The 17418-nt window shown below is 71.9% G+C and carries 16 protein-coding genes; 14 read left to right on the top strand and 2 right to left on the bottom strand.

All coding sequences use genetic code 11. The features are described 5' to 3' along the window. Positions 1-221 precede the first annotated feature (221 nt). Complete coding sequence (locus tag KUF83_RS14825) at positions 222-1577, bottom strand: sensor histidine kinase (RefSeq protein WP_217455128.1); 1356 nt, start codon at positions 1575-1577, stop codon at positions 222-224. 427 nt (positions 1578-2004) lie between these two features. After that, positions 2005-3210 (bottom strand): sensor histidine kinase, encoded by a 1206-nt coding sequence (locus KUF83_RS14820; RefSeq protein ID WP_217455127.1) that lies wholly within the window; start codon positions 3208-3210, stop codon positions 2005-2007. 348 nt (positions 3211-3558) lie between these two features. Between KUF83_RS14820 and KUF83_RS14815 the strand changes: the two genes are divergently transcribed. From KUF83_RS14815 to KUF83_RS14750, 14 genes are all read left to right on the top strand, one after another. Further along, positions 3559-4008, top strand: coding sequence for an NADH-quinone oxidoreductase subunit A (locus KUF83_RS14815; protein ID WP_374106063.1), 450 nt, complete (start codon positions 3559-3561; stop codon positions 4006-4008). Continuing rightward, the gene (locus KUF83_RS14810) at positions 3999-4622 is read left to right on the top strand and encodes an NADH-quinone oxidoreductase subunit B (RefSeq protein ID WP_217455126.1); all 624 of its coding nucleotides are present in this window, start codon (positions 3999-4001) and stop codon (positions 4620-4622) included. Before KUF83_RS14815 ends, KUF83_RS14810 begins: the two co-directional genes overlap by 10 nt. Next, complete coding sequence (locus KUF83_RS14805; protein ID WP_217455125.1) at positions 4619-6265, top strand: NADH-quinone oxidoreductase subunit C; 1647 nt, start codon at positions 4619-4621, stop codon at positions 6263-6265. Before KUF83_RS14810 ends, KUF83_RS14805 begins: the two co-directional genes overlap by 4 nt. Then, positions 6262-7230 (top strand): complex I subunit 1 family protein, encoded by a 969-nt coding sequence (locus KUF83_RS14800; protein WP_217455124.1) that lies wholly within the window; start codon positions 6262-6264, stop codon positions 7228-7230. Before KUF83_RS14805 ends, KUF83_RS14800 begins: the two co-directional genes overlap by 4 nt. Positions 7231-7232: 2 nt before the next feature. Continuing rightward, positions 7233-7847 carry an NADH-quinone oxidoreductase subunit I gene (locus KUF83_RS14795; RefSeq protein WP_217455123.1) on the top strand — a complete coding sequence of 205 codons (615 nt, stop codon included), beginning with the start codon at positions 7233-7235 and terminating at the stop codon, positions 7845-7847. After that, entirely contained in the window at positions 7844-8569 is a 726-nt protein-coding gene (locus KUF83_RS14790; RefSeq protein WP_217455122.1) for an NADH-quinone oxidoreductase subunit J, read from the top strand. The genes KUF83_RS14795 and KUF83_RS14790 overlap by 4 nt, the downstream gene beginning before the upstream one ends. Continuing rightward, the gene (gene nuoK / locus KUF83_RS14785) at positions 8569-8976 is read left to right on the top strand and encodes an NADH-quinone oxidoreductase subunit NuoK (RefSeq protein ID WP_217455121.1); all 408 of its coding nucleotides are present in this window, start codon (positions 8569-8571) and stop codon (positions 8974-8976) included. The genes KUF83_RS14790 and nuoK overlap by 1 nt, the downstream gene beginning before the upstream one ends. Continuing rightward, positions 8973-10967, top strand: coding sequence for an NADH-quinone oxidoreductase subunit L (locus KUF83_RS14780; protein ID WP_217455120.1), 1995 nt, complete (start codon positions 8973-8975; stop codon positions 10965-10967). The genes nuoK and KUF83_RS14780 overlap by 4 nt, the downstream gene beginning before the upstream one ends. Before the next feature lie 6 nt (positions 10968-10973). Further along, the gene (locus KUF83_RS14775) at positions 10974-12560 is read left to right on the top strand and encodes a NuoM family protein (RefSeq protein ID WP_217455119.1); all 1587 of its coding nucleotides are present in this window, start codon (positions 10974-10976) and stop codon (positions 12558-12560) included. Continuing rightward, on the top strand, positions 12557-14068 hold the full coding sequence (locus KUF83_RS14770) for an NADH-quinone oxidoreductase subunit N (RefSeq protein ID WP_217455118.1): 1512 nt from the start codon (positions 12557-12559) through the stop codon (positions 14066-14068). Before KUF83_RS14775 ends, KUF83_RS14770 begins: the two co-directional genes overlap by 4 nt. A gap of 240 nt (positions 14069-14308) precedes the next feature. After that, complete coding sequence (gene htpX, locus KUF83_RS14765; protein ID WP_217455117.1) at positions 14309-15172, top strand: zinc metalloprotease HtpX; 864 nt, start codon at positions 14309-14311, stop codon at positions 15170-15172. Beyond that, positions 15169-15567 carry a YccF domain-containing protein gene (locus KUF83_RS14760; protein WP_217455116.1) on the top strand — a complete coding sequence of 133 codons (399 nt, stop codon included), beginning with the start codon at positions 15169-15171 and terminating at the stop codon, positions 15565-15567. The genes htpX and KUF83_RS14760 overlap by 4 nt, the downstream gene beginning before the upstream one ends. Before the next feature lie 34 nt (positions 15568-15601). Beyond that, positions 15602-16720, top strand: coding sequence for a barstar family protein (locus KUF83_RS14755; RefSeq protein ID WP_254643847.1), 1119 nt, complete (start codon positions 15602-15604; stop codon positions 16718-16720). A gap of 76 nt (positions 16721-16796) precedes the next feature. Next, a complete protein-coding gene (locus KUF83_RS14750; RefSeq protein ID WP_217455114.1) occupies positions 16797-17363 on the top strand; it encodes an SMI1/KNR4 family protein in 567 nt (188 codons plus the stop codon). The last annotated feature ends 55 nt before the right edge of the window (positions 17364-17418 follow it).

The following is a 17418-nucleotide window of genomic DNA, read 5'->3' as shown; positions in this document are numbered from 1 at the left end:
CCGGGGCGCGGGGAGCCGCGTGCCCGGCCCCGACGCCCGGGGGGCGAGTACGGGCAGGGGGTGAGGCCCGATCTTCGGTTCCGGGACGGGGCGGGCCGCGCAGAAAGGGCCGGGGCCGTTCAGAAAGGGGGCGGGGCCGTTCGGAAAGGGCCGGGGCCGGGAACCGGGGAACGCCGTCGTCCCGCGGGGCCGGCGATCCGGCTCCGCGGGACGGGAAGGCCTCAGGCCCGCCAGGGCAGCTCGGCCGTCACCCGCGTCGGCCCCGCCACCGGCGAGTCCACCACGAGGATGCCGTCCACCGCGTCGAGACGCCCGGCGAGCCCGGCGAGCCCCGAGCCCTCCGAGGAGTCCGCGCCGCCCACCCCGTTGTCGACGACCTGGATCATCAGCCGGTTCTCGATCCGCCAGACGTCGACCGTCGCCCGGGTGGCCCGCGAGTGCTTGCTGATGTTCTGCAGCAGCTCGGACACGGTGAAGTACGCGATGCCCTCGATGGCCGGTGCGGGCCGGGCCGGCAGGTCGACCTCGACCTGCACGGGAACGGTGCAGCGCGAGGCGATCGACGACAGCGCCGCGTCCAGCCCCCGGTCCGTCAGCACGGCCGGATGGATACCGCGTGCGAGGTCCCGCAGTTCCTGCAGGGCCGTCTTCACCTCACCGTGCGCCTCGCCCACCATCCGCGCCGCCTCCTGCGGATCCTCCGTGAGCTTCTCCTTCGCCAGCCCCAGGTCCATGGCCAGCGCCACCAGCCGCGCCTGCGCCCCGTCGTGCAGGTCCCGCTCGATACGCCGCAGGTCCGCCGCCGCCGTGTCGACCACGACACCCCGGTCCGACTCCAGCTCCACCACACGCGTGGCCAGCCGTGAAGGCCCCAGCAGCCCGCTCACGAGGAGCCGGTCCACCAGCGTCAGCGCCCGCACGATCCACGGCGTCGCCAGTGTGAGCAGCAGTCCCACCATCGCGGTCACGGTGATCTCGAAGGCGTTGTCCAGGTAGACCCGGTGCGTCTCGTCCCCGTACAGCTGCAGTCCGTCCTGCCCGCCGTACATCGGGAACACCCAGAACCACAGGGGATACGTCAGCAGCGTCCAACCGGTCGCCCAGAGGGTGATGGACACGCAGAAGCTGAACACGGCCCACGGGAAGTGCACGACCGAGTAGAGGGCGTGCCGCCAGGAAGCGCCGCTCCTCAGCGTCGCGCCCACCCAGCTCATCGGACCCTGCTTGCGCATCCGCAGCGGTTCGGGCGCCGCGACGTCGAGCCCCAGCAGCCCGCGGGCGCGGGCCCGCTCCAGCGCGCCCAGCCCGCGGCAGCCCGCGAGCGCCGCGGCGAGCACCGGGATGCCGAGGAACGTGACCAGCAGGCCCACGCCGAGCGACATCATCGTCACGGTGAACGTGAAGGCGACTACGGCGATCGGCAGGTTCAGCACCAGGTAGGCGAACTCACGCAGGCTGCGCGCCTCGATCGGCGCCCGCAGCGCGGCGGGGAGCCGGTGCCACCGCTCCCCGGCGCCCTCCCCTCGGAATCCGGGGCCGTCGTCCCACCCGTATCCCTGTCCGTACTCCGTGGCCATGGCCGCCGTCCGTTTCTGTTAGTCCGCTGGTGTATCTCCACAGTGCTCGGTGCGGCGCTCCCGGGACATGGAGCGCGTCGGCGTCTTGGGCCGGGGGTTTTCCCTACCCCTCGGCATGCCCCGCATCACCTTGCGCACCACCCCGCCGGACCCCCGTCACGGACCGCCCCGCCGCCCGTGCCGCCCCGCCGGACCGCCGGACCGCCGACGGGGCGGCACATATGACGACGCCCCCGGCGCGCCCCTGCGGGGGCGGTCGAGGGCGTGTCGGTCGAGGGCGCGGGTCGAGGGTCTCGGTCGAGGCCGTGGGCCGGGGCTGAGGGCGCGGGCCAAGCGGCCGATGGACCGCGGGCGCGGGCCAAGGGCCCGACGGACCGCGGGCGCGGGTGCGGGGGCGGGGGCGGGGCGCTCCGGACGTCCGGGCGCGCTACTTCCCCTCGGCGCCCTCCGTCCGGTTGCGCCACGGCAGCTCCGCCGTGATCGTCGTCGGCCCGCCGACCGGCGAATCGATGATGAACAGGCCGTCCACCGCGCCGAGCCGCTCCGCGAGCCCCGCCATCCCCGTACCGCCGTCGAGCGAGGCGCCGCCCCGGCCGTCGTCATGGACCTGTATGAGCAGGCGGTTGTCCGAGCGCCACACGTCGACCGAGGCGGACCGTGCCCCGCTGTGCTTGCTGACGTTCTGGAGGAGCTCGGAGACCGTGAAGTACGCGATGCCCTCGATGGCCGCGGCCGGGCGCGCCGGCAGGTCGGCCGTCACCTTCACCGGCACGGTGCAGCGGGCGCCGACCGAGGACAGCGCCGCGTCCAGACCGCGGTCGGTGAGGACGGCCGGGTGGATGCCGCGAGCCAGGTCACGCAGTTCCTGCAAGGCCAGCTTCACCTCGCCGTGCGCCTCGTCGACCATGGCGGCGACGGTCTCGTCGGCCTGGCCCTCCAGCAGCTTCTCCTTCGCCAGACCGAGCCCCATCGCGAGGTTCACCAGCCGCGCCTGCGCCCCGTCGTGCAGGTCCCGCTCGATGCGCCGCAGGTCGGCCGCGGCCGTGTCGACGACCACCCCCCGGTCCGACTCCAGCTCCGCGATCCGCCGCTCCAGTTCGTCGGAGGGGGACAGCAGCGCGCGCACCATCGCCCGGTCCGCGTTGGTCAGGGCGCGCGCGATGAACGGCAGCACCGGCCACAGCACGAACAACGAGGCCAGCGTGACGGTGAAGGTGACGATGCTCCACGGCAGCCGCATGAACTCGTACAGCACCGTCCGCCAGCCGACCGGATCCTTCAACGCCATCCACAGCCAGGTGAAGAACCCGCCCCGCCCGCGCAACGGAAGAGGGCTCGGCTCGTCCACCCGCACCCCGAGCAGCGCCCTGGCCCGGCCCCGCTCCAGCTTCCCCAACTGGCGCGCGCCCAGCAGCCCGGCCGCCAGCAACGGCAGTCCGACCACGGTCACCGTCAGCCCGGCTCCCGCGAACAGCACGGTGACGACGTACGTGAATCCGACGAGCGACATCGGCAGGTTCACCAGGAGATGCGCGATCTCCTTCCACGTGTGCCGGTCATAGGCGAAGCGCGCGCGGGGCGGCCGGTCGGCGCCGCCGTCCGGAGCGCCGGCGGCCAGGATGCGTTCGGTCATAGCGCCACCTTGCCGGGCCGCGGCCCGCGGCGCCATGAGGAGGGCCGCCTCCGTCTCCGGGGGAAAACCCCACCCTCGCCGGCAACCGGGGACGGCCCCGGACCACAGCCCCGGATCGCCCCCCGGGACCGGTCGCGGGCCGGCCCGACCGCGGCCCGGGAACTCCGTCGCACGATGCCTACCCGTGACGGGCTGCTTACGGTCTCTTTAGCAGGCCCTAGACTCCGGTGCGTACAGATCGTCGAACGCGGCGCACCGCACGGCGCGCACGAAGGCGCACGCGTAGTCCTACGGGCTCCCACGGGGGCCCGTACCAGGTCATACGAGGTCAGGGAGCGAGGGGCGGACGTGCCGGAACCGACCATGGTCGCGGCGGCCGGAACCACTGGAACCGAAGCCGGGACCGGGACCGCCGGAACCTTCCTCGCGGCGGACTACTTCCAGTCCTATTCGGTCGTCGGACTGCTCGCGGCGGTCGGCGTGCTGTTCGTCGCCGTCGCCTTCGGAGCGGGCCGCCTGCTGCGGCCCGTCGTCCCGACACCCGAGAAGCTCATGACGTACGAGTGCGGAGTCGACCCCGTCGGCGAGGGCTGGGCCCACACCCAGGTCCGCTACTACGTCTACGCCTTCCTCTACGTGATCTTCGCCGTCGACTCGATCTTCCTCTTCCCGTGGGCGACGGTCTTCGCCGCTCCGGGCTACGGCGCGGCGACGCTCGTGGAGATGTTCATCTTCCTCGGCTTCCTGGCCGTCGGCCTGCTGTACGCCTACAAGAAGGGCGTCCTGGAATGGACGTGACCCCCGAAGCGGCTTCTCCGGAACCCGTGTACCTGCCGGAGCCGAAGCGGCTGGGCGCACTCGCCCGCCTCGCCCCCGAGCCGATGAAGGTGGTCCTGAACTGGGGCCGCCGCTACTCGCTCTGGGTCTTCAACTTCGGCCTCGCCTGCTGCGCGATCGAGTTCATCGCGGCGTCGATGGCCCGGCACGACTTCATCCGCCTCGGCGTCATCCCCTTCGCGCCGGGCCCGCGCCAGGCCGACCTGATGGTCGTCTCCGGCACGGTCACGGACAAGATGGCCCCCGCCGTGAAGCGCCTGTACGAGCAGATGCCCGAGCCGAAGTACGTCATCTCCTTCGGCGCCTGCTCGAACTGCGGCGGCCCGTACTGGGACTCGTACTCCGTGACGAAGGGCGTCGACCAGATCATCCCGGTCGACGTGTACGTGCCGGGCTGCCCGCCCCGCCCGGAGGCGCTGCTCCAGGGCATCCTCAAGCTCCAGGAGAAGATCGCCCGGGAGTCGCTGGGGGAGCGGTACGGCTCCGCCGCCGGTGACCGCCCCTCCGCGGCCGCGCTGCAGAGCGGGCTCGTGCGACCGCCGGCGACGCCTCCGGCCACGGAGGACGCCCGATGACGACGACCGGATGGCTTCCCGCTCCCGTGGAGGAACTCTTCGGCCCGGACGCCACCGCCGAGGAGTCGTACGAGGTACTGACGGTCGACGTGCCGCCGGCCTCCTGGCTCGCCTCCCTGGAGAGCGCGCGTGACGCACTCGGCTGCACCTACTTCGACTGGCTGAGCGCCGTCGACGAACCCGGCACGGGCTTTCGGGTCTCGGCGCACGTGGTCGCGCTGGCCCCCGTACGCCGCCTGCTCGTCCGTACGACGGTGCCGCACTCCGCACCCGTCCTCCCCTCCGCCGTCGAGGTCTACGCGGGCGCCGCCTGGCACGAACGCGAGACCCACGAGATGTTCGGCGTCGCCTTCGAAGGCCACCCCGGCCTGGACCCGCTCCTCCTTCCCGACGGCTTCGAGGGCCACCCCCTCCGCAAGGACTTCGTCCTGGCCGCCCGCGTGGCGAAGGCCTGGCCGGGCGCGAAGGAACCCGGCGAGTCGGAACACGGCGGCCCGAAACGCCGCCAGATGCTCCCGCCGGGCGTCCCCGACCCGAACGAGTGGGGCCCCTTGAAGGGCCAACTCCCCCCGGCCCCGGCCCGCCCGGCCCGAGGCGCCCCCCGCGCACCCGGCGACCGCCCGGTACGCCGCGCACGCACAGCAGGAGAAGGCTCAGCCAGCCAAACGGCGACACGCACGGCTGGGACACCCGCCGCAGGGACTCCTGCGGCTGGAACGACTGCCGCCGGGACTCCTGCTGCTGGAACGCCTGCTACTGAGGCAACTGCCGTTGGGACGCCTGTTGCCGGGGCCCAGGGTTCTGGGGCGTCGGGGTCTGGGGTGCCGACTCCGGCGTCGGGGTCGGCGTCGGCCGATGCAGGGGCGCCGGCTGCCGCGGCGCCTGCGTCTGTGGGGCCGACGACTGCGACGCCCGCGGCTGCGGAGCCGGAGTCCCCGTCGCCCGGCTCGACGGCGCAGGGTTCCGCGACGCCCGCTTCCGAGGCAGCGGATCCCGCCACCTCGGGAGCAGCTTCCGCCGGTGCGCGCGCGGTCCCTACCGGTGCCACGCCTGACGCTCCGGCAGCGTCGAAGACACCTGCTGAGCCGGAGATTCCGGCCGGGCCGGAAACTGCCGTCGAGCCGAACGCCCCGGTCCAGCCCGCCACTCCGGCTGAGCCGAAGGCCTCCACTGAGCCGGGGACCGCGGTCGATTCGAAGGCGTCCAGCGAACCGAACGCGACGCGCGATGCGGGGGCATCCGGCGATCCGCAGGCGCCCGCCGAGCCGACTGCGCCCGCTGAGCCGACTGCGTCCGCCGAGCCGACTGCGCCCGCTGAACCGACTGCGCCCGCCGAGCCAAAGGCATCCGCCGAGCCCAAGACGCCCACGGCCTCGCGCAGTTCTGATGCCCCTTGGCACCATGCCCGCCCCGCCTTCGACGAGCCCGGGCAACCGGCGGACACGGGGGCCACCGCGCCTCGGCCCCAGCCCGTCGCGGCATCGGCATCCGATGAGCCCCCGCCACCGGAGGAGCCGTCGACGCCCGGGGAAGCCGATGACTCGCACGACCCAAGCGCCCCGCACGACCCAAGCGCCCCGCACGGCCCCCGTCACCCCTATGACCCCGAAGGTCCCGACAGCCCCACAGGAGGCACGCAGTGAACGACGCTCTCGACGTCGCCCTGCGACTCCTCGTCGTCTTCGTCGTGTTCCTGACGTTCCCCCTGCTCGTGGGTCAGGCCGAGCACAAGGTGATGGCCCACATGCAGGGCCGCCTCGGCCCCATGTACGCGGGCGGCTTCCACGGGTGGGCCCAACTCGTCGCGGACGGCGTCAAGTTCGCGCAGAAGGAAGACATCGTCCCCGCGGGCGCGGACCGCCGTGTCTTCCAGCTCGCCCCCGCCGTCGCCCTCCTGCCGTACCTTCTCGTCCTCCTCGCCATCCCGATCGGCCCGGGCGAGGGCGCGGTCGGCGAGGTCGTCGACGCGGGCATCTTCTTCGTCCTCGCCGTGATGGGCGTGAGCGTCCTCGGCTCGCTCATGGCGGGCTGGGCCTCGGCCAACAAGTTCTCCCTCCTCGGCGGCCTCCGCACCGCCGCCCAGCTCCTCGCGTACGAACTCCCCATGCTGCTGACCGCCGCCTCGGTCGCCATGGCGGCGGGCACGGTCTCCCTCCCCGGCATCGTCGACGCGTTCGAGTGGTGGTGGCTGCCCTGGCAGATCGTCGGCGCGATCGTCTTCTTCGTGGCGGGCCTCGCCGAACTCCAGCGCCCTCCCTTCGACATGCCGGTGGCCGACTCGGAGATCATCTTCGGCGCGTACACCGAGTACACCGGTCTGCGCTTCGCGCTGTTCCTCCTCGCCGAGTACGCCGGAATCGTCGTCCTGTGCGGCCTGACCACCGTGCTGTTCCTGGGCGGCTGGCACGGCCCGTGGGGTGCCGACGGCCTCGGGTGGGTCTGGACCCTGCTGAAGGCGGCCGCCCTCGCCTTCGTCGTCATCTGGCTGCGCGTGACCTACCCCCGTCTGCGCGAGGACCAGCTCCAGAAGCTCGCCTGGACCGTCCTCGTCCCCCTCTCCCTCGCCCAGATCGCCCTCACCGGCATCGTCAAGGTGGTGATCGCGTAACCATGGCTGAGTCCCTCCCGCCCTCCCGTCCCCGCATTCCCGGCTCAGGTCTGGCCAAGGGCCTGGCCGTCACCCTCCGCACGATGACGAAGAAGACCGTCACCGCGCAGTACCCGGACGCCCAGCCCGAACTGCCGCCACGCACCCGTGGCGTCATCGGCCTCTTCGAGGAGAACTGCACGGTCTGCATGCTGTGCGCCCGCGAGTGCCCGGACTGGTGCATCTACATCGACTCCCACAAGGAGACGGTCCCGCCCGCAGCGCCCGGCGGCCGCGAGCGCAGCCGCAACGTCCTCGACCGCTTCGCCATCGACTTCTCCCTCTGCATGTACTGCGGTATCTGCATCGAGGTCTGCCCCTTCGACGCCCTCTTCTGGTCCCCCGAGTTCGAGTACGCCGAGACCGACATCCACGAGCTCACCCACGAACGCGACAAGCTCCGCGACTGGATGTGGACCGTCCCGGCCCCGCCGGCCCTCGACCCCGGCGCCGAGGAACCCAAGGAGATCGCCGCCGCCCGCAAGACCGCCGAGAAGCTGGCAACGGCGCAGGCCCAGGCACAGGCGCAAGCCCAGGCTCCGACCGAGCTCGACGACCCGCAGGGAGGCACATCGTGACCCCCGCCGCGGCCACCGTCACGGCGGCGCGGACCGCGACCACGGCCGCCGAGACCCACGGCTTCCTCTCACCGACGGGCGTCGAGATCGCCTTCCTCCTCGTCGGCCTGGTCACCTTCGGCGCCGCGATCGTCACGGTCACCACGAAGCAGCTGGTGCACGCCGCCCTGTGGCTGGTGGTCGCCCTCGGTGGCCTCGCCGTCGAATACCTCCTCCTCACGGCCGAGTTCATCGCCTGGGTGCAGGTCCTGATCTACGTCGGTTCCGTCGTCGTCCTCCTTCTCTTCGGCCTGATGCTCACCAGGGCCCCCATCGGCCGCTCCCCGGACGCCGACTCCGGCAACCGCTGGGCCGCGCTCACCGTGGCGCTCGCCGCGGCCGCCGCCCTCGTCTGGGTCGTCGTCGACGCCTTCCGGACGACCTGGATCGACCTGGACGGCGCCGCCGCCGGCTCCACCGCGGTCACCGGCGCGAGCCTCTTCCAGAGCTGGGTGCTCCCCTTCGAGGCCCTCTCGGTCCTGCTGCTCGCCGCCCTCGTCGGCGCGATCGTCCTCTCCCGCAGGGCGAAGGCGAAGGAGACGGCCACCGCGAACACCCCGAGCCCCCGGAGCGACAGCCCCCGCGGAGACGGCTCCCGCAGCAGCGCCTCCCGTGACGAGGGCCGCAAGGGCGGGGCCGCGCCCGGCGACGCCCCCCGGAGCGACAAGGAAGGCGCCCGCTGATGCACCTCGCCTACCCGGCCGTACTCTCCGCCCTCCTCTTCTCCACGGGCCTGTACGGCGTCCTCGCACGCCGCAACGCGATCCTGGTCCTGATGTCCGTCGAGCTGATGCTCAACGCCGTCAACCTCAACCTCGTCGCCTTCGACGTCTGGCTCAGCAGGACCGCCCAGGACACCCTGCACTCCGGCCAGGCCCTCACCCTGTTCACCATCGCCATCGCCGCCGCCGAGATCGGCATCGGCCTGGCGATCGTCCTCGCCGTCCACCGCAACCGCGGCACCGCGGACATCGACAAACTCCGCGACACCGCCGAGTCCGCCGATGACGACGGCACCGACGACGGCACCGACGACGACTCCGAGGCCGCCCGCAGCGAGCCGGCCGAGAAGGCTGAGGCCACCGCGTGACCACGACCACCCTCGCCGTCCTCGTCCCCCTCCTCCCGTTCCTGGGCGCCGCCGCCGGCCTGCTCCTCGGCCGCACGGCCCCCGGATTCGTACGCCCCCTCGCCGTCCTGCCCTCCCTCGCCGCCCTCGGCCTCGCCGTGGCCGTCGCCGTACGCCAGGGCGGCGACCGGGCCGTGAACGCGGCGACCGAGCTCACCCCCACCGGCTCGGTCCCCATCGAGCTGGCCCTGCACATCGACGGCTTCGCCGCCCTCGTCGCCGTCGTCGTGGGCCTGGTCGCGACCTGCGTGCAGATCTACTCGACGGGCTACCTGCGCGACGACCCGCGCTACCCCTCGTACGCCGCTCTCGTCTCCCTCTTCACCTCCGCCATGCTGCTCGTCGTCTACTCCGGCGACCTGATGGTGCTGCTGGTCGGCTGGGAGGTCATGGGCATCTGCTCGTACTTCCTCGTCGGGCACTACTGGGAGACCCCGGAAGCCCGGGCCGCCTCCCTCAAGGCCTTCCTCGTCACCAAGCTCGGCGACGTCCCCTTCCTGATCGGCCTGTTCGCACTCGCCGCCGACGCCGGGTCCTTCCGCATCACGAAGATCCTCGGCACCGTCGCGAGCGGCGGACTCGACCACCCGACCCTGATCGCCCTGCTGCTCCTCGCCGGCGTGGCGGGCAAGTCGGCGCAGTTCCCCCTCCACACCTGGCTCCCCGACGCCATGGCGGGCCCCACCCCCGTCTCCGCGCTGATCCACGCCGCGACGATGGTCGCCGCCGGTGTCTACTTCGTCGCCCGGCTCCTCCCGGTCTTCACCGCATCCGCCGCCGCACTGGTCGTCCTCGCCGTGATGGCCGCCGTGACCATGACCGGCTCCGCCCTCGCCGCCCTCGCCCAGGACGACATCAAACGCGTCCTCGCGTACTCGACGATCGGCCAGCTCGGCTACATGACCGGCGCACTCGCCGTCGGCGACCGTGGTGCCGCCGTCTTCCACCTCCTCGCGCACGGCGCCTTCAAGGCGCTGCTGTTCCTCGCGGCGGGCGTGATCATCCACGCCGCCGGCACCAACTCCCTCGCCGCCATGTCCCGTATGAAGGACCTGCGGGCCCGCGTCCCCGACGCCTACTGGACGATGACCGTGGCGCTCCTCGCGCTCGCCGCGATCCCGCCCTTCAGCGGCTTCTTCTCCAAGGAGGGCGTCCTCGGCGCCGCCGAGCACATCGTCACCGGTCACGGCGAGGGCGTTCCCGGCGCCGCGGGCTGGATCGTCCTCGTCGCCGGTCTGGCCGCGGCCCTGCTCACCGCGGCCTACGCGATGCGCCTGTGGCTGCTCACCTTCCGCGGCCACGGCACCCCGGCCCCCGACCACGGCAGGCAGCCCGTCGCCATGAACGCCGTCCTGTGGGTGCTCGCCCTCCCGTCACTCGCTGTCGGACTCGCCACCGGCCTGCTGCCCGACTGGTTCGACGGCCGGGACCTGACCCCGACCCTCGCCACCTCCGTCCTCGGCACCGGCGTCGCCCTGGTCGGCGGCATCGTCACGTACGGCGCGTGGCGGCACACCACCGCCATGGCGGCCCACGTCCCACTGGGCGCGGTCGCGGCCCACCCGGACGCCGACGGCGGCCTGGTCGAGGCCGAGGCCATCGCGAGCCACGCACCCGCGTACGGGAACGTGGCCTCCGCGCCCGACCCGGCGGACCCCGGCCGACTCCTGCTGGGCCCGCTGCACCGCCACGCGGCTGTCGGCTTCCACCTCGACGCGGTGTACGCGATGCTCTTCGTCCGCCCGGTCCAGGCCGCGGCCACCCTCGTCCGGTTCCTCGACCGTGAAGTCGTCGACACCTACGTACGGGGCGCGGGCGCACTGCCCCGCTGGCTCGGTGCGGCCGTCCGGCGCGCCCAGACCGGCAATCTGCAGACCTATGTGAGCGCGCTGCTCGCCGGCACCGTCGTCCTGGCGGTCGCCGCCCTCCTCGTCGCCACCACGGGAGCGTGAGCAGGCGTGATCGATATCAACGAGTCCGTGATGCAGTTCCTTCTCGCGTTCATCGTCGTCGCCCCGCTCATCGGGGCCGCCGCGGCTCTCCTGCCGGCCCCGCCCGGGCTGAAGGGGAAGTCGCCCGAGCAGGCCGTGCTGCGGCACGGCGTGACCGTCACCGGCGCCGTACTCATCGCCGCGATCGTCCTCGCGCTCGGCTTCGACCACGACGTCCCGGTCAAGGCACAGCGGATGCAGGCCACGACGGACATCAGCTGGATCCCCGCGCTCGACGTGCGGATCCATCTCGGCATCGACGGCATCTCTCTCCCCCTCCTCGTGCTGACCGCGCTGCTGACCTTCCTCTGCGCGCTGTACTCCTACTTCAATATGCCGTCGGGCCCGTCCCCGAAGGCATTCGTGGCGCTCGTCCTCGTCCTCGAGTCCGGCACCCTCGCGACCTTCGCCGTCCTCGACCTGCTGCTGTTCTTCCTGGCGTTCGAGATGGTGCTCATCCCGATGTACTTCCTCATCGCCCGCTGGGGCGGTGAGCAGAAGCAGGCCGCCGCCTGGAAGTTCATCCTCTACACGCTGCTCGGTTCGGTCGTCATGCTGCTCGGCCTGCTCCTGATCGGAATCAGGGCGGGCACTTTCGACATGGTGGCACTCGCCACTGACAGTCACCCCGAGCTGACCACATCCGTGCAGGTCATCGCCGTTCTGGCGATCGGGATCGGGCTCGCGGTCAAGACCCCGATGTGGCCGTTGCACAGCTGGCTGCCGGACGCCCACACCGCCGCGCCGACGGTCGGTTCGGTCCTGCTGGCCGGTGTCCTGCTGAAGATGGGCACGTACGGGTTCGTCCGGATCCTGCTGCCCGTCACGCCGGACGGCATGAGCGTCTTCGCCCCGTACCTCGCGGCCTTCGCGGTCGTCGGGATCATCTACGGTTCGCTGGCCTGCCTGGCTCTCGCCAGGCAGGGCGCGAAGGGCGATCTCAAGCGGCTCATCGCGTACTCCTCGGTCGGCCACATGGGCTTCGTGCTCCTCGGCATCGCGTCGATGACCCCGACCGGCGTGAACGGTGCCCTGTTCGCGAACATCGCCCACGGCCTCATCACCGGCCTCCTGTTCTTCCTCGTCGGCGCGCTCAAGGACCGCACGGGCACGACCGACCTCGACACCCTCGCGGACAAGTCCGGAGCCGCGCTCTACGGCAAGGCGCCCCGCCTCGGCGGCCTGCTCGCCTTCGCGGCCGTCGCCTCGCTCGGACTGCCGGGCCTCGCCGGGTTCTGGGGCGAGATGCTCGCGCTGTTCGGCGCGTTCGACCCCGCCGACGACCTCAGCCGCCCCGCGTTCCTGACGTTCATGGCGATCGCCGCGTTCGGCACCCTGCTCACTGCCGCGTACATGCTCATCGTGGTCCGCCGCGTCTGCATGGGCGCCGCTCCGGAGAGGGACGGCCCGAAGCTCACCGACGTCCGGAGTTACGAGTTCGCGGCCTGGACCCCGCTCGTCGTCCTCACCGTCGTCGCCGGGCTCTGGCCCAAGGCCCTTCTCGGCCTGACCGACCCGGCCGTGCAGCAGCTCTTCGCAGGAGGCACCCGATGAGCTCGCAGGCCCAGTCCCTGGTCCAGTCCGTCGACTGGCTCGCGATCGCCCCGCCCACCATCGCGGCGGTCGTCGGACTCGTGGTGCTCGTCACCGACCTCTTCGTGGGCGACAGGAAGAAGGGCCTGCTCGGCTGGATCTCCGTCGCGGGGCTCGCCGTCTCCGCGCTCGCCCTGCTGCCCCTCCTGGACGGCGACCGCTCCACGTTCTGCCTGACGGGCGACGCGAACGTGTGCAGTTACACGGCCGACCGGTTCACGCTGGTCGTCCAGTTCCTCGTCCTCGGCGGCGCACTCCTCGCGGCGCTCCTGTCGATGACCGCCCTCAAGGACGCCGAAAGGGAACTCCCCGAAGGCGAGTTCTGGTTCCTGCTGCTCTCCTCGGCCGCGGGCGCCGCCCTCCTGCCCGCCTCGCGCGATCTCGCCACCCTGATCGTCGCCCTGGAGGTCGCCTCCCTGCCGGCCTTCGCCCTCGTGGGCATCAGGCACGGCGACCGGAAGTCCTCCGAAGCGGCCCTGAAGTTCTTCCTGTCCTCGGTCACCGCGACCGCCGTGAGCCTCATGGGCGTCAGCTTCGTCTACGCGTCGACAGGCACCCTGTACCTCACCGAGATCGCCACCAGGATCGAGGACGTCGACGCCCAACTGCACACGCTCGCCCAGGCGGGCGTCGTCCTCACCCTCGTCGGCTTCGCCTTCAAGACGGCCGCCGTGCCCTTCCACTTCTGGGTGCCCGACACCTACGTGGGCGCGCCTCTCCCGGTCGCCGCCTACCTGTCCGTCGTCGGCAAGGCGGTCGGCTTCTCCGGCCTGATCCTCGTCACCGTGATCGCCCTCCCGTCGTACGCGGACGTCTGGGGGCCGGCCCTGGCCGCCCTCGCCGCCCTCACCATGACGATCGGCAACGTGGGCGCCCTGCGGCAACGGTCCACGCGCGCGTACAGCGCGGTTCGCCTCCTCGCCTGGTCGTCCGTGGGCCAGGCCGGCTACCTCCTGGTGCCGATCGCGGCCGCCGCGTACTCCGAGGACGCCGAGAAGGCCATCGGCTCCACCGTCGCGTACGCCCTCATGTACGCCGCCGTGAACCTCGGGGCCTTCGCGGTGGCCGCCCTGGTGGCCCGTACGAAGCCGCTGAACCGCGTCAGCGACTACCGCGGCCTCTACGCCTCCCGCCCTCTCGCCGCGCTCGTCCTCGGCTTCTTCCTGCTCTGCCTGGCCGGTCTGCCGCCGGGCGTCATCGGCCTCTTCGCGAAGGTCACGGTCTTCTCGGCCGCCGTGGAGGCGGGCCTCGGCTGGCTCGCCGTGGTCATGGCCGTCAACGTCGTGATCGCGCTGTTCTACTACCTCCAGTGGACGACGCTGCTGTTCCGCGCCCCCGAGGGAGAGCCCGAGGCTCACCGCGTACCGGCCCCCCTCACCGCGGCGATCGCCCTGACCGCCGTCCTGGGCGTCGCGCTCTCCGGAGCACCTCAGCTCATCCTGCGTTTCTCGGACACCGGCCTCTTCTGACGCCGTTCCTGACGCATCCGCACGCGCGCGTGGCCCGGCCGCCCGGCACGCGCGCGTGCCGAGGTGTCGTCCCGTCACCCGGACGGCCCACGCGCTGCGCCGCGCGCACAAGGGAACTAGTGCCCCCCGCCTGGCGTTGACCAGTGAGGGAGGGTCCACTGGACCGTGGAGTCACGGAACCAGTGGCGTCAGAGATCGACAAGCAAGGGTTCCCCTGCCGCACGATTTGGAGGGCGTACCGTGCACCGCCGGCACAACGGGCTCAGGACCGCCGTACTCCTCGGGGGACTGTCCGCACTCATCATCGTCATCGGCAGCTTCTTCGGCCGTATGGGCCTGGTAGTCGCACTCTTCATCGCGATCGGTACGAACGCGTACGCGTACTGGAACAGCGACAAACTGGCTCTACGCGCGATGCGCGCGCGCCCGGTGAGCGAGTTCGAGGCCCCGGCCCTCTACAAGATGGTCCGTGAGCTCTCCACACAGGCCCGCCAGCCCATGCCCCGCCTGTACATCTCCCCGACGGAAGCGCCGAACGCGTTCGCGACGGGCCGCAATCCGCGCAACGCCGCGGTGTGCTGCACCGAGGGCGTCCTGCGCATCCTGAACGAACGGGAACTGCGTGGCGTCATCGGCCACGAGCTGAGCCACGTCTACAACCGCGACATCCTCATCTCGTCCGTCGCCGGCGCCCTGGCCTCCGTCATCATGTTCCTGGTCAACTTCGCCTGGCTGATCCCGATCGGCCGGTCGAGCGACGACGACGGACCCGGCCTCCTCGGCATGCTGATGATCGTCATCCTCGGTCCGATCGCCGCGTCCCTCATCCGGCTTGCCATCAGCCGCTCCCGGGAGTACGAGGCGGACGCGTCCGGCGCCCAGCTCACCGGCGACCCGCTGTCCCTCGCGAGCGCCCTGCGCAAGCTGGAGGCGGGCACCAAACAGCTTCCGCTGCCCCCGGAGCCACGTATCGAGACCGCGAGCCACATGATGATCGCCAACCCCTTCCGTCCGGGCCAGGGACTCTCCAAGATGTTCTCTACGCACCCGCCGATGGCGGAGCGCATCGCCCGGCTCGAGCAGATGGCAGGTCGCCAACAGTGAAGACAATCCTCAACGTCATTTGGCTGGTCCTGAGCGGCTTCTGGCTGTTCCTGGGCTACCTGGTCGCGGGCGTGCTGCTGTGCATCACGATCATCGGGATCCCGTTCGGCATCGCGTCGTTCCGTATCGGCGCCTACGCGCTGTGGCCGTTCGGCCGGACGACGGTGGAGCGCCGTGACGCGGGCGCGCCGTCCTTCATCGTCAACATCCTGTGGCTGGTCCTCGCCGGCTGGTGGCTGGCCCTCGCGCACATCGTCACGGGCCTCCTCCAGTGCGTCACGATCATCGGCATCCCCCTGGGCATCGCCAACTTCAAGCTGATCCCGGTGTCGCTGTTCCCGCTGGGACGCGAAATCGTGAGCACGGACCAGCCGTTCACGTCGTCGGTCCGATAGAGCGGCTCCCGGAGTGCGGCGTCCGAAGTACGTCTTGAAGGCGTACGACGCCGACGCGGAGGACGACGAGACCTGGGCCCTGTGTGCGGACGCCGAGAACCTCTTCGGCGATCCGCCCGCTCCCGCCCGCGGGACGTACGAGCTGATCGGCTGCGCCCCCGAAGGCACGCTGCGCGAAGTGCTCGCACGCGCGCGTGCCGACGGCTCGGCCCCGCTCGGCACCCTCGCCCTGGAAATCCTCGACAAGCAGGGCGAACGGGTCGAGGAGTGGTCCCTGGAGGACGTACGCGTCCTCGGGGACCGCCCGTGCGCGCGCGACCTGTCGCTGCGCGACATCACGATCGAGGCGCGCGAGGCCCCGCACAACCCGTTCGACTATCCGCAGTGCCCGCCGCTCTCCCCGGGCTACCGGCTCCTCGGCCGCGAGGACGTGCCCCATGGCAGCTGCCGGGACCTGGCACACGTCCCGGAAGGGCAACCGGACCCGGTGGAACCGCCCGTCCGGCTGCTGGGCTGCTCCCCGCAAGGCGCCCTCCGTACGGCCCTGGACGCGGGCGAGGAAGACCTCGGCCACGCCAAGCTGATACGCCTCGACACGGCGGGACGCCCCGTCGAGTCCGCCGTCGAGGGCGAACTCGTCGCGTGGATCCCCTCGGCGCGCGGCCGCGGCCTGGTGGACCTCACACTGGAGCCCTGGTCGGAGCGGCCGCCGACCGCGGCCGAAGAGGTCTGGGAGCTGTGGGACACCGGTCCGCCCTCCGAGCCCGGTCGCTGGGCCCGGTGCGGCCCGGAGGGCCGTCGCCACTGGCGGCACACGGCACGGGAGCACCACCAGCCGGGCAGGCCCGACGCGGAGCCCGGGGCCACATATCACCTCGAAGGCCGCCTCATCATCGACGAGCCGGGCTTCTTCTGCGCGCTCGGCGAGGCGGTCAACGGACCGGGCGGCTACTTCGGCTGGGGCCTCGACGCACTCGCGGACTGCCTCCGTGGCCGCTGGGGCGCCCGGCTGCCCTTCACCCTGGTCTGGCACGACGCTGAGGTCGCCCGCACCTGCCTCGGTCTCGTCCCGCGCACCGGCGACCGCCCGTGGACGTTCGAGGAGCTCCTCGCCTTCCTCGTGGACGAGGGCGTCGACGTCCGTCTCGACTGAGAGTTGTCCACAGGACGGCTCCGGGGGTTGTCCACAGGCTCGCCCGGCTGTCGGTGGCGCGCTGCATCATGAACGCATGACCGAGATCGAGCAGTTGCTGGTACGTGTCTCCACAGAGGCGCGCAACTCCAGGCCGTGGGGCTGGCCCTCGCTCCCCGCACCGGTGGACGCGGCCACGCTCGCCCGCGCGGAGTCCGCACTGGGCTTCGCCGTGCCGCCGCTGCTCGCCGCTCTCTACCTGCGGATAGGAGACGGGGGATTCGGTCCGGAGTACGGCCTGTTGCCCCTGCTCGACAGCGCGCCCTCGGGCGAGCCTGCCGTCGTTGCGCAGTATCTCGCCCACCGTGAGAGCGGCCGCGAGGACCCCGACTGGCCCTGGCCGGACGGCGTCCTTCCGATATCCCACTGGGGCTGCGGAATGTACGCGTGCGTGGACTGCCGCACCCCGGACGGCACGGTCCTTCTGTTCGAGCCGAACGCCGACGACGCCGACCACGCGTGGTACGTGGACGCCCCCACCCTCACGGCCTGGCTTCGCGCCTGGCTCGACGGCACCGGCTGGTACGACGAGCTCAACGACGGGGCCGACCTGGAGCCTTGGGACGACTTCCGCATACGTACGGGGGCGGCGCGAGCCTCCTAGCGCGCTGACCCCGGCGCCGGCCAGGACCCCACGGTCGCCGCAAGCCCCTACCTGC

Origin of the sequence: Streptomyces sp. BV286 (assembly GCF_019090165.1) — a bacterium.
Classification (GTDB): domain Bacteria; phylum Actinomycetota; class Actinomycetes; order Streptomycetales; family Streptomycetaceae; genus Streptomyces.
The sequence above is the reverse complement of the archived record's forward strand: the minus strand, read 5'-3'. Positions and strand labels throughout refer to the sequence as shown.